Source organism: Micromonospora sp. NPDC047812 (assembly GCF_040704175.1).
In the GTDB taxonomy this organism is placed as follows: domain Bacteria; phylum Actinomycetota; class Actinomycetes; order Mycobacteriales; family Micromonosporaceae; genus Micromonospora.
The window spans coordinates 1,012,770-1,025,215 of the sequence record NZ_JBEYRY010000001.1; the positions used below are offsets into that span (position 1 = coordinate 1,012,770).

Genomic DNA, 12,446 nt, shown 5'->3' on the forward strand with positions numbered 1-12,446 from the left:
CGCGCCCACGCGGCCCGGCGGGGTCACTCGAAGCCGAGGGCCCGGGTGGTGGGGGTGCTGACCAGCAGAGCGGTCATGCCGAGGCCGAGCGCCATCAGCGGTACGCCGAGCCACGCCATCCCGCCCTGGACCATGAACCAGCCGATCGGCAGCAGCATCAGCTGGAGCACGATCGCCGGGGCCCGGGCTCCCGCCCTCCGGCGCGTCAGCGCGCCGCCCAGCGCCCACAGGGCCGCCGCCGCGCCGATGGCGAACGCGGTCACGAGCAACGCCGACGTGAGGTCGGTGGTGGTGGCGGTGAGATCGGCCCAGAGCAGCCACGCGGCGACCAGTCCCACGGCGACCGCCTCGGCCCGCAGCAACCGGACCGCCCAGCGGAGGGTGACGGGGATCGGGTCGGAGTCGATGGTCACGCGCGCCACGATACCCGTGGTGGAGCGCGGTACAGTGCCGCCCATGCGGGCCGTCCTGGTGGTCAATCCGAAGGCCACCACCACCAGCGAGCGCAGCCGGGACGTCCTGGTCCGGGCACTGCGCAGCGAAGTCGACCTCTCCGTGCGCTACACCCGGCGGCGGGGGCACGCGACCGACCTGGCGCGCGAGGCGGCCGAGGAGGGCGTCGACGTCGTCGTCACGTTGGGTGGCGACGGCACGGTGAACGAGGTCGTGAACGGGTTGATGACGGCGCAGCCGCCGACCCTTCCCGACGGCGCCACGCCGGCCGAGCGGCTGCCCGCCCTGGCGACCGTGCCGGGAGGTTCGACGAACGTCTTCGCGCGGGCGCTGGGCCTGCCCCGGGACTGGCCGGACGGGACCAGCATGATCCTGGAGGGCCTGCGGCTGGGCCGGTACCGGACGATCGGGCTCGGCCGGGCCGACGACCGCTACTTCACCTTCTGCGCGGGCTTCGGCGTCGACGCGGCGGTCATCCACCGGGTGGAGCAGGCCCGCCGGCGGGGCCGGGTCTCGACCCCCTCCCTCTACTTCCGGTCCACCGTGGCCCAGTACTTCCTCAACTCCGACCGCCGCCATCCGGCGATCAGCCTGGAGCGCCCGGGTGAGCCGGCGGAGGGCGAGCTGGCGACGGTCATCATCCAGAACACCGCGCCGTGGACGTACCTGGGCGACCGCGAGGTCAACCCGAACCCGGAGGCGTCGTTCGATCTGGGCTTGGACGTGCTCGCGCTGCGGCAGCTCCGGGTGGCCAGCACGACACGCACGGTGACGCAGTTCTTCTCCCGGACGCCGGATCCGCACGGCCGCCAGGTGCTGCGGCTGCACGATGTCGCGGAGTTCACCCTGGTCTCGGCCCGTCCGCAGGCGTTCCAGCTCGACGGCGACTACCTTGGCGAGCGGGAGAAAGTCAGATTCACATCCATTCCCGCCGCACTGAGAGTAATCTGCTAGGTCTCGGGTACTGCCGTAGGTCGACGCGGTCGCGCCACCGGACCGATGCGACGGCCGCCACACCGAGGGGCAGGTGCCGGAAATGTCAGCAATGTCACGCGGACTGTACTATATTGATCCTCGACAGTGGTACGCCGGGTAACCAGGAAGGCGCTGGAATCCGGACAAAGGGGTTGTGGGCTTGCTCACCGCCCGGAGTTTTTCCGAGCGTCACCCTTGACATCCCGGGCGTTCGTGAAAGTATTCACAAGCGAACTTGAGTTACCGGGACATTGCCTGGATATGCTCGTCAGGTTGAGCTGTTCCAGCAGGTCCGCGGGGCCGACACAGCCTGCTCACGCACTGCCGAATAGGCGTACGCGAACCGTCACCATTCGGCGCTGCGGATGCATATAGGAAAAGCAACAGAAGCAATATCTGCCACCCACCCAGAATGAGGAGTGTTGCCGCCATGGACTGGCGTCACCATGCTGTCTGCCGCGACGAGGACCCGGAGCTGTTCTTCCCGATCGGGACGTCCGGGCCGGCTCTCCTGCAGGTCGAGCAGGCCAAGGCCGTCTGCCGGCGCTGCTCCGTGACCGACCAGTGCCTGCAGTGGGCGCTGGAGTCCGGTCAGGACGCCGGCGTCTGGGGCGGGATGAGCGAGGAGGAGCGGCGGGCTGTCAAGCGCCGCGGTGGCCTCCGGGTGCTGCGCGCTCACTCCGCCTGATCCCCACGCACCAGCGATACGCCCCGGCCGGGTACGCCCGCCGGGGCGTACTGCTGTCCACACGCCGTCTGCTGTACCCGACGGAGTCGACCTCCGATCATGGACCGGCTGTGAGCCCGGCCACCCGGCTCACGGCGTCCACGCGCCGCAGGACCAGATCGGCCAGCTCCGGCGCGTCGGTCAGCGGGGCGGACACCGCCACCGCACCGGCGTCCCGGGCAGCCGTGGCGACAGCGTCGTGGAACAGGCCCGGAGCCAGGAAGTACGCCGACACCGCCACCCGCCCGGCGCCCCGGGCCCGCAGCCGCGCCACCGCCGCCGCGACGGCCGGCGGGGCCGCCGAGGCGTACGACACGCGGGTGGGCACGCCGACAACGGCGCTCAGCGCGGCGGCCACCCGGCCCACCGACCCGCGCGCCCGGGCGTCCCTGGTGCCCGCCGCGGCCAGCACCAGCCCGTCGAAGCGCCCCGGCCCCGCCTCACCCAGCCGCCGGCGCAGACCCGCCAGCAGACCGGCGTCCACCTCCCCGTCGGCCGGGCCGAGCACGTCGGTCACCCGTACCGCGATCGGTGGCCCCGCCTCCCGGGCGGCCGCGACCGCCGCCGGGACGTCCACCCGCCGGTGGTACGCCGCGGTGAGCAGCAGCGGCACCAGCACGGCCCGCGGGTGCCCGGCGGCGGCCAGGTTGCGCAGCACGGTCGCCGGTCCCGGCTCGGTGTGGTCCAGCCAGCTCGCCAGCACCGGCGTGCCCGGCCGGGCGGCCGACACGGCCCGGGCCAGCGCCCGGGTCGCCTCGGCGGCCCTCAGGTCGCGGCTGCCGTGGGCGACCAGGACCACCGGGTCGGCCACCCCCGGCGACCCGGCCGCCCCCGCCAGCCCGGGCGGTCGCGACAGCCCGACCGGTCCCCACGGCCCGGGCGCCCCCGGCACGGGAGAGCCCGGGACCGGCCCGGTCAGACGTGCAGTCCGCACTCGGTCTTCTCGAACATGGCCCAGCGGCCGGCCCGGGGGTCCTCCCCCGCCTTCGTGCGGCGGGTGCAGGGCCAGCAGCCGATCGAGCCGTAGCCCTGCTTGAACAGCTCGTTGACCGGCACGTTCCAGCGGGCGACGTAGGCGTCCACGTCGGCCTGCCGCCAGGCCGCGATCGGGTTGACCTTGACCTTGCCCCGGCGCGCGTCGAAGGTCACCACCGGCGTGTTCGCCCTGGTCGGCGACTCGTCCCGGCGGAGCCCGGCGGCCCAGGCGTCGTAGCCGGCGAGCGCCCGCTCCAGCGGCTCCACCTTGCGCAGCTGGCAGCAGTCGTCCGGGGCCTTGTTGAACAGGCGCGGGCCGTACTGGCCGTCCTGCTGGCCCACGGTCAGGCGCGGCCGGATCGACCGCACGTTCACCGGCAGCGTCCGGGCCACCTCGTCGCGGACCCGGAGCGTCTCCGGGAAGTGCAGTCCGGTGTCGAGGAAGACCACGTCCACGCCCGGGGCGACCCGGGAGACCAGGTGGGCCAGCACGGCGTCGGCCATCGAGCTGGTGACGCAGAACCGGTCGCCGAAGGTCTCGGCCGCCCAGCGCGCGATCTCCAGCGCGGGCGCGCCCTCCAGCTCCCGGCCGGCCCGCTCGGCCAGCGCGCGCAGCTCGTCGGGATCGCGCCGGGCCGCGTCGGCCGGTGCCGGGGCGCCCAGGCCGACCAGGCCCAGGCCCGCCGCCGAGACGAGGCCGGACCGCTCGCCCGTGCCCCCGCTCACCGGGCCACCGCCCGGCCGAGCAGGCCGGTGAACTTCACCGTGAACACCCGGGCGCACGCGTGGCACTCCCAGGCGCCGTGGCCGGCCTCGCTCGGCCGCAGGTCCTCCTCGCCGCAGTACGGGCAGTACAGCGGCGCGGAACGGGTTTCGCTCATCGGAGTTCCTCCTCGTCGACCCTGATCACCCAGTTGGCGAACGTCTCGCCCGCCTCCCGGCCCGCCAGGTAACGCCGGGCCAGCCGCTCCACGTACGCCGGAAGCTCCTCGGCGGTGGTCTTCAGACCGCGCAGCTTGCGGCCGAACCCGGCCGTCTGTCCCTCGGCCATGCCGAGCCCGCCGCCGAGGTGGACCTGGAAGCCCTCCACCTGCCGGCCGTCCGGGCCGACCACCAGCTGGCCCTTGAGGCCGATGTCGGCGACCTGGGTGCGGGCGCAGGCGTTGGGGCAGCCGTTGAGGTGGATGGAGATGTCGGCGTCGAAGTCACGCAGCCGCTCCTCCAGCCGGGCCACCAGTTCCTCGCCGCGCGCCTTGGTCTCGACGATGGCCAGCTTGCAGTACTCGATGCCGGTGCAGGCCATCGTGCCGCGCCGCCAGGCCGACGGCTGCGCCTCCAGACCGATCCCGCGCAGCTCGCGCACCAGCGAGTCGGTCCGCTCCGGCGCCACGTCCAGCACCAGCAGCTTCTGGTACGGGGTGAGCCGCACCCGCCCGCTGCCGTGCGCCTCGACCACGTCGGCCAGGCGGGCGAGCTGCCCGCCGGAGACCCGGCCCACCACGGGGGCGGCGCCCACCCAGTGGCGGCCGTCGCGCTGCGGGTGCACCCCGATGTGGTCCACCGGCCGGTCGGGCAGCTGCGGGGCCGGGCCGTCGAGCAGCGCCCGGCCCAGGTACTCCTTCTCCAGCACCTCGCGGAACTTCTCCACGCCCCAGTCGGCGACCAGGAACTTCAGCCGGGCCCGGTTGCGCAGCCGGCGGTAGCCGTAGTCGCGGAAGATGCCGACCACGCCCGCCCAGACGTCCGGCACCTCGTCCAGCGACACCCAGACGCCGAGCCGCTGGGCCAGCATCGGGTTCGTGGACAGGCCGCCGCCGACCCAGACGTCGAAGCCGGGCCCGTGGTCCGGGTGGTCCACCCCGAGGAAGGAGATGTCGTTCGCCTCGTACGGGGTGTCGACCAGCCAGGAGATGGAGGTCTTGAACTTGCGCGGCAGGTTGGAGTACGCCTTGTCGCCCACGTACCGGCGGACGATCTCGTCGACCGCCGGCGTCGGGTCGAGCAGCTCGTCGCGGGCCACCCCGGCGACCGGGCTGCCCAGCACCACCCGGGGGCAGTCGCCGCACGCCTCGGTGGTCTGCAGGCCGACGGACTCCAGGCGACGCCAGATCTCCGGCATGTCCTCGACCCGGATCCAGTGGTACTGGATGTTCTGCCGGTCGGTGATGTCGGCCGTGTCCCGGGCGAACTCGCGGGAGATGTCCGCGACCACCCGCAGCTGCGCCAGGTTCAGCTCGCCCCCGTCCACCCGGACCCGGAGCATGAAGAACTCGTCCTCCAGCTCGTGCGGCTCCAGCACGGCCGTACGGCCGCCGTCGATGCCCGCCTTGCGCTGGGTGTAGAGGCCCCACCAGCGGAATCGGCCCCGGAGGTCCTGCGGGTCGATCGAGGCGAACCCTCGGTGGGCGTAGATGTTCTCGATCCGGGCCCGTACGTTCAGCGGGTCGTCGTCCTTCTTGATCCGCTCGTTGGGGTTGAGCGGCTCGCGGTGACCGAGCGCCCACTGACCTTCACCTCGGGGCCGGCGGGGGGTCCGCGCCGGTCGGGGGGACGTCGGGTCCCCGGCCCGGGCCGGGATGCTGCTGACCGCCATGGCGGCGTCCTCCGTTGTCTGCGGTGCCTCGGGTACACGCAAGGCGCGCGGCCGGCCCGTCGGAACGGGCTGGCGACAACGGTGTCGGAACAGCCGGCGCGAGGCGCGCGCCCGAGACAGATTGGTCGGGCGTCGTCAGTGGGCCGGACAGATCGCGCTGCGCACGCGGCCGTAGTCGACGTGGCGACGGGCCACGAAGCGGCGGACGACAGCGGCGGTCATGGAAGTCATGCTGCCACACCTGGTGGGGGCCGGCCAAAGACCGCGTGTGGGATCCCACATCACGGGCCGCGCCCACGGGGACGCGGCGAGACCGGTCGGGGGCCGGGTTCCACCGGCGGGCGCCACCCGTCTCGCGGCCGCGTGGCCGGTCGCCTTGCGGATCAGCGTGAAGCGTCCCCGGCGGCCGTCGAGTCCACCACGTCGACCCTGACCGCCGGCGCGTCGCCGGTCATCCCGGTGTGGGCGACGGCGAGCCGGCGGGAGGCACGGGTCACGGTCGAGGGCTGCCGCCGGCGCCCGATCGGCGGATCGGCGCACCGGACGGCCGGACTGTGTGACGCTGCGGTATGTGACCGGTTCCGCTGACCCGCCCGGCGACCACGTCCCGCCGGTGCGCGAGGCGGTGGGCGGGCCGGACCGCACGGGCCGGCTGGTCTGGATCGCGCCGGCACTTGTCACCCTGGCCGTCGTGCTGACCGGGATCGACCACGCGCAGCCGTGGCGCGACGAGTTGGCCACCTGGAGCGCGGCGAGCCGGTCGCCCGGGGAACTCGTCCGGCTCGCCGGCACCATCGACGCCGCCACCAGCCCCTACTACCTGTTCATGCACGCCTGGGTGGCCGTCTTCGGCGACTCGGTGACCGCGCTGCGGCTGCCCGCCGCACTGGCCATGGCCGCCACGGCCGGGCTCACCGCGCTGCTCGGGCAGCGCCTGCTCGGTGCCCGGGCCGGGCTGCTCGCCGGGTTGCTCCTCGCGGTGCTCCCGGGCACCTCGCGGTACGGCCAGGAGGCCCGCCCGTACGCGCTGGCCACCCTCCTGGCGGTGCTGGCGACCCTGCTGCTGGTCGAGGCGATGGCCCGGCCCCGGTGGACGCGCTGGGCCGGGTACGCCGCCGCCGTGGCCGCGCTCGGCCTCACCCACCTGGTCGCGCTCACCCTGCTCGCCGCGCACGCGGTGGCGGTGCTCGCCGGCCGTCGTACGGGGCCGCCGAACCGCCCGCTGCGCTGGCTGCTCGCCCTGCTGCCCACCGTGCTGCTGCTGGCACCGCTGGTGCTGCTCGCCAGGGAACAGCGTTCCCGACAGCTCGGCTGGGTGGCGACCGCCCGTCCCGACGACCTGGCCGCCCTCGCGGGCGGGGTGGCGCAGAGCGGCGTGGTGGGCGGGGTGCTGGTGGGCCTCGCGGCGCTCGGCGCGGCACGGCTGGGCCGGCGCGCCCTGCTGCCCGGGCTCGCCGTGCTGCTGCCCGTGCTGCTGCTCTTCGCCGCGGGGCTGGTCGTACCGCTCTGGGTGCCCCGGTACCTCGTCTTCGTGGTGCCCTTCGGCTGCCTGCTCGCCGGGGCGGCGCTGGCGACGGTGCCGCTGCCGCCCGCGCTGGCCGTCGTCGCCCTGGCCGGGCTGCTCGGGCTGCCCGACCAGGCGGCGCTGCGGCGTACCCACGAGTGGCCGCGCAGCGCGACGGTGGACTACCGGGGCGCGGCCCGGATCGTCGCCGACGGCCAGCGGCCGGGCGACGCGGTCGTCTACTCCCCCCGGCAGAGCTGGCTCTTCCTCGACCTGGGTCTCGCGTACCACCTGGGCGACCGCCGGCCCCGCGACGTGCTGGTGACGGAGGACCAGGCCCGCCGGGGCGACCTGTGGGCCGCCGAGTGCCCCCACCCGGCCGGGTGCCTGGCCGGCGCGGAGCGGGTCTGGCTGGTCGTGGCCGGTCGCCGCGACGATCCGCTGGCCGCCGTCGCCGGCGCCAAGGGCGACGCGCTGCGCGCCGACTACACCGTCGTACGGGTCTGGCCGCGCCCCGGACTGACCGTCGCCCTGCTCACCCGCTGACCCGCACCCCGGGTCAGCCGGCGGGGCGGCCCTCGGGGGCGTTGCGCACCAGCGGAACGACGAGCGTCGCCTCGGTGCCGCCCTTCGCGCCGTCGCGCAGCTCGATGGTGCCGCGCAGCTCGCCGGTGACCAGCGCGCGGACGATCTGCAGCCCGAGGTTGCCGCCCCGCTCGGCGTCGAAGTCCGGCGGCAGCCCGCGCCCGTTGTCGGTGACCGAGACGTGCAGCATCTTGCGGAACCGGTGCGCCGACAACACCACCTCCGGGGCGGGCCGGGCGGATGGCCCGGCCGCGGCCGGGGCCCGCGTTCCCGGGGCGGGGGTTCCGGGCCCGGTCGGGCCGGCGGGCGTCTCGGTGTCGGGCGGGAAGCCGTGCTCGACGGCGTTGAGCAGCAGCTCGTTGAGCACCATCACCAGCGACGTGGCGACCTCGGCGGGAAGTACGCCGAAGCTGCCCTCGCGCCGCATGCCGACCGTGGCCTCCGTCGCGGCCACCTCGGTCGCGGCGCTGGCCACCCGGTCGACGATGCCGTCGAACTCGACCGCCTCGTCGCTGGACATGGAGAGGGTCTCGTGCACCAGCGCGATGGAGGCGACCCGGCGTACCGACTCCTCCAGGGCGACCCGGGCCTCCGGCATGGACACCCGGCGGGCCTGGAGCCGCAGCAGGGCGGCGACGGTCTGGAGGTTGTTCTTCACCCGGTGGTGGATCTCCCGGATGGTGGCGTCCTTGGTGATCAGGGCGCGGTCGCGGCGGCGTACCTCGGTGATGTCGCGGACCAGCACCAGCGCGCCGATCGGCACCCCGGCGGGCATCAGCGGCAGCGCCCGGGTGAGCATCGTCGCGCCGCGCGCGTCGATCTCCCGGCGGGGCGGCGCCTCACCGCGCAGCGCGGCGAGGATGCCGTTCGCCGCGTCCGTGCCCTCCAGCGGGTCGCTCGCCAGCCGGCGGTGCAGCGCCGCCAGGTCCTCGCCCACCAGGTGGGAGGCGTAGCCCAACCGCCGGTACGCCGACTGCGCGTTCGGGCTCGCGTAGGTGACCTTGCCGCCGGCGTCGAGCCGGACCAGCCCGTCGCCGACGCGCGGGGCCGACGTGGTCTCCCCGGGATGCCGCGGCGGCGGGAAGGTCCCGTCGGCGATCATCTGGGCCAGGTCGTCGGCGGTGGTGAGGTAGTTCAGCTCCAGCTGGCTCGGGGTGCGCGCGGTGGAGAGGTTGGTGTCCCGCCCCACCACGGCGATCACCTCGCCGGCCTCCCCGTCGGTGGTGCGCAGCCGGACCGGGATCGCCTCGTGCCGGGCCGGCACGTCGCCGTACCAGACCGGGTCGCCCTCCCGCCAGATCCGGCCCTGCCGGTGGGCCACCTCCAGGTGCGCCACCTCGGGCCCGCCGACGATCCGCCCCACCTGGTCGTCCAGGTACGCGGTGGGCGCGGTCGTCGGCCGGACCTGGGCGACGCAGAGGAACGCCCCGTCACCGTCCACGGGCACCCAGAGCAGCAGGTCGGCGAAGGACAGGTCGGAGAGCAACTGCCAGTCGCCGGCGATCCGGTGCAGGTGGTCGATGTCGGCCGGACGGAGGCGGGTGTGCTCCTCGGCGAGGTTGCGCAGCGTGGACACGTCGACCAGCGTGCCACGCCGGGCGTCACATCGTCGCGGTGACCTTCTTCAGCCCGCGCGGCGCGTCCGGGTCCTCGCCCCGGGCGAGCGCCAGCGCCAGCGCCAGGCGCTGCAACGGCAGGATGTCCAGCAGCGGCGCGTACCGCTCGTCGACCTCGGGGACGGCCATCCGGGTGGCGCCCTCGACGTCGGCGGAGCCGACCACCACCACGTCGGCGCGGCGCTCGCCGAGGCGGGGCAGCACCTCGCCCATCGACCGGCCGCCCGGCCCGGAGCCGACCACGGCGAGCACCGGCACGTCCGGGTCGGTCATGGCGAGGGGGCCGTGCAGCAGGTCGGCGCCGGAGAACGCCAGCGCCGGCAGGTAGGAGGTCTCCATCAGCTTCAGCGCGGCCTCGCGGGCGGTCGGGTACGCGTACCCGCGACCGGTGGTGACGAGTTGGCCGGCGAACCGGTAGCGGGGCGCGAGCTGGCCCGGGGTGGGGTCTTCCAGGGTGCGCGCGGCCAGCTCGGGCAGGGCGGCGAGCGCCTCGCGTTCGGCGGCGGGCAGCGCGCCGTCGCCGGCCCGGATGCCCTCGACGAGCATCAGCAGGGCGAGCAGCTCGGCGGTGTAGGTCTTGGTGGCGGCCACCGCGCGCTCGTGCCCGGCGGCGATGTCGACGCTGAGCTCGGCGACGCCGGCCAGCCGGGAGTCGGGCGCGTTGGTGACCGCGAGGGTCAGCGCGCCGGAGGCGCGGGCGGTCCGCAGCACCTCGGCGAGGTCGGGCGAGCCGCCGCTCTGGCTGACGCCGACGACCAGCGCGTCGGAGAGGTCCGGCCGGGCGCCGTAGAGGGTGACGACGCTGGGCGAGGCGAGGCCGGCGGGCAGGCCGAGGCGGATCTCGGTCAGGTACGCCCCGTAGAGGGCCGCGTGGTCGGAGGTGCCCCGGGCGGTGAAGACCACGTGCCGCGGGCGGCGTTGCGCGATGACCGCCGCCACCCGGGCGATCGCCCCGGCGTGCTCGGCGGAGAGCAGCCGCTCGTAGCCCGCCGGCTGCTCGTCGATGTCGGCCGCCATGCCAGCCCCTGCACGCGTCACGGAAACTCCTCCCACTGCGCGATTGCCGCGCGTTTCCTGCTCAGTCTTGCACGTTTGAGTTGGCCCGAGCAATTGAACGAGCAGTAGTGCGCAGATGATCACCATCTCGGCGCAACATCACCTAGGCTTGCCCGACCCCACCGACCGACCAGCGAGAGGACGACGTGCCCGAGGACGACCGGTCGCTGTCCGCGGCGGAGGAACTTGCCCTGGCCCGCCTCGCCATGGACGACGGCGACCTGCCACACGCGGCCGGTCACGTCGCCGCCGCGCTGGCCCAGGCCCCGACCCTGCCCGAGGTGCACGAGACCCTCGCCCGGCTCGCCGCCGCCGACGGGGCGGGCGGCGTCGACCTCTTCCCGCTCCAGGGCCACGCCTTCGTCGGCGCCGTCGTGGCCCGCGCGCACCTACTCGCCGCCGCCGGCCGGCCCGCCGAAGGGCTGGACCTGCTGGTCGCGGCGACCGGCCACGCGCCGGGGACGGACTGGGCCGGGGTGCCGTGGGTGACCACCCCGGAACTCGCCGAGCGCCTCGAACCGGACCGGGCCGCCCGGATCCTGATGCAGGTCTGCGCCGCCGTGGCCGACCCGGTGCCCCGGGCCGGCCGGGCCGCCCTGGCCCCCTACCTGGCGCTGGCCCGCAACGCGGTCACCGTCCACCCCGGGCACGGCCTGCTGCTGGGCGCGGCGTCCGCGCTGGCCCGGCGGGTCGGCGAGGTCGACCTGGCGATCCGCTGGGCCGCCCGGGGCGTACGCGCGGAGCCGTCGAAGATCGGCGAGGTGTGGCTCGGGTACGCGTACCGCAGCGCCGGGCGCACCCGGGAGGCGCTGGCGGCACTCGGTCGCGCCGTCGCGCACGACCCCGACGACCTCACCGTCTACGCCGACATCGCCGGCACGCTCGCCGACAACGGGCGGCTCGACGAGGCGCTCGGCTGGATAGACCGGGCGCTGGCCCGGGACCCCTCCTTCGAGTGCGCCGTGCACACCGCCCACCGGCTGCGGCACCAGCGCGACGGCGACGTGGCGCACCTGGTCGCGCTCGCCGACTTCGTCCGGGACCATCCCGACGACACGCACGAGCACGGCGACCTGGCCGAGAGCTGCCGGGGCCGGCCCTGGCTGGGGCAGGTCACCCCGGCGACCGGGCCGGTGGTGGACGCGCTGCGCCAGGCCGTCACCGACGAGCGCGTCGGCCTCGGCGCCGTACGGCTGGACTCGCCCGCGCCGCCCAGCGCGCTGCGTACCGCCGCGACGGCCGCGCCCGGGCTGCGCATCGAGGTGGCCGGCGTGCCCGACCCGGACCCGCGCGAGCCCCGGCGGGCGACCGCCCGGCAGCTCTGGCGCCACGACGGGACGACGGTCGTGCCCGCCGTGGCGGCGCCCTCGGCGGAGGCGGCGGCGCGGCTGCGGCAGCTCGCCCACCCGGCGTGGCCGCACCCGCCGGCGGCGTACGACGCGGCGGTGGGCCTGGCCACCCTGGAACTGGCCGACCTGCTCGGCCTGCTGGCGCACCCGCCGGAGGCGCCGCCGACCGCGCTGGGCCGGGTACTCGGGCAGGACCCCTCGCTCTGGGTGCGCTGCGTCCAGGTATGGGCGTGCCTGGGCCTGCTGCACCACCGCACCGACGAGCCGTGGGCGGAGTCGACCCGGCGCCGGGTCCTGCTGGACCTCGTCTGGGGGGTCGAGGACTGGGTCACCGAGGCGGCCCTGTTCGCCCTGGTCACCGCCGCCTGGGTCGACCCGGCGGTACGCCCCGACGTGGCCCGGGTGGTCAGCGAGCGGTTGACCGACGCGGCGGCGGTCGCCCGGACCCGCCCGGTGCCGATCGCGCCGTCGCTGGCGCACCTGTCGCTGGCGAGCCCGGCCCTGGACCCGGAGACGGCGGCCCTGGCCACCGCGCTGACGGCCACCGCCCCGGTCCCCCGGCCGCGTCCCCGCCTGCGTCGCCTCTGGGAGCGCCTCAGGCGCCGGTGAACCG

At 75.4% G+C, this 12,446-nt stretch carries 11 protein-coding genes; 4 read left to right on the forward strand and 7 right to left on the reverse strand.

What is annotated here, in order from left to right; translation table 11 throughout:
• Positions 1 to 23 precede the first annotated feature (23 nt).
• Positions 24 to 413: a hypothetical protein gene (locus AB0883_RS04595; protein ID WP_121400127.1), complete on the reverse strand. Its 390-nt coding sequence runs from the start codon at positions 411 to 413 to the stop codon at positions 24 to 26.
• A 43-nt stretch (positions 414 to 456) separates the two neighbouring features.
• Here AB0883_RS04595 and AB0883_RS04600 point away from each other — a divergent pair, with 43 nt between their 5' ends.
• Together AB0883_RS04600 and AB0883_RS04605 are read left to right on the forward strand one after the other, a co-directional pair.
• Positions 457 to 1,407 (forward strand): diacylglycerol kinase family protein, encoded by a 951-nt coding sequence (locus AB0883_RS04600; RefSeq protein WP_366639430.1) that lies wholly within the window; start codon positions 457 to 459, stop codon positions 1,405 to 1,407.
• Positions 1,408 to 1,858: 451 nt separating this feature from the next.
• A complete protein-coding gene (locus tag AB0883_RS04605) occupies positions 1,859 to 2,116 on the forward strand; it encodes a WhiB family transcriptional regulator (RefSeq protein ID WP_007072794.1) in 258 nt (85 codons plus the stop codon).
• A gap of 97 nt (positions 2,117 to 2,213) precedes the next feature.
• On the opposite strand, the gene AB0883_RS04610 is transcribed toward AB0883_RS04605, so the two are convergent.
• The 4 genes from AB0883_RS04610 to AB0883_RS04625 form a co-directional block, all read right to left on the reverse strand.
• A complete protein-coding gene (locus tag AB0883_RS04610) occupies positions 2,214 to 2,993 on the reverse strand; it encodes a CbiX/SirB N-terminal domain-containing protein (protein ID WP_366640287.1) in 780 nt (259 codons plus the stop codon).
• 77 nt (positions 2,994 to 3,070) lie between these two features.
• On the reverse strand, positions 3,071 to 3,856 hold the full coding sequence (locus AB0883_RS04615) for a phosphoadenylyl-sulfate reductase (protein ID WP_366639432.1): 786 nt from the start codon (positions 3,854 to 3,856) through the stop codon (positions 3,071 to 3,073).
• Positions 3,853 to 4,011, reverse strand: a complete 159-nt coding sequence (locus AB0883_RS04620) for an IS1 family transposase (protein WP_121399684.1) — start codon at positions 4,009 to 4,011, stop codon at positions 3,853 to 3,855. The genes AB0883_RS04615 and AB0883_RS04620 overlap by 4 nt, the downstream gene beginning before the upstream one ends.
• On the reverse strand, positions 4,008 to 5,723 hold the full coding sequence (locus tag AB0883_RS04625) for a nitrite/sulfite reductase (protein ID WP_366639434.1): 1,716 nt from the start codon (positions 5,721 to 5,723) through the stop codon (positions 4,008 to 4,010). Before AB0883_RS04625 ends, AB0883_RS04620 begins: the two co-directional genes overlap by 4 nt.
• Before the next feature lie 625 nt (positions 5,724 to 6,348).
• Here AB0883_RS04625 and AB0883_RS04630 point away from each other — a divergent pair.
• Entirely contained in the window at positions 6,349 to 7,773 is a 1,425-nt protein-coding gene (locus AB0883_RS04630) for a glycosyltransferase family 39 protein (protein WP_366640288.1), read from the forward strand.
• A 13-nt stretch (positions 7,774 to 7,786) separates the two neighbouring features.
• On the opposite strand, the gene AB0883_RS04635 is transcribed toward AB0883_RS04630, so the two are convergent.
• Positions 7,787 to 9,388: a histidine kinase N-terminal domain-containing protein gene (locus AB0883_RS04635; RefSeq protein WP_366639436.1), complete on the reverse strand. Its 1,602-nt coding sequence runs from the start codon at positions 9,386 to 9,388 to the stop codon at positions 7,787 to 7,789.
• A gap of 25 nt (positions 9,389 to 9,413) precedes the next feature.
• Positions 9,414 to 10,445, reverse strand: coding sequence for an SIS domain-containing protein (locus AB0883_RS04640; protein WP_366640289.1), 1,032 nt, complete (start codon positions 10,443 to 10,445; stop codon positions 9,414 to 9,416).
• Positions 10,446 to 10,630: 185 nt separating this feature from the next.
• Between AB0883_RS04640 and AB0883_RS04645 the strand changes: the two genes are divergently transcribed.
• Positions 10,631 to 12,442 (forward strand): tetratricopeptide repeat protein, encoded by a 1,812-nt coding sequence (locus tag AB0883_RS04645; protein ID WP_366639437.1) that lies wholly within the window; start codon positions 10,631 to 10,633, stop codon positions 12,440 to 12,442.
• The last annotated feature ends 4 nt before the right edge of the window (positions 12,443 to 12,446 follow it).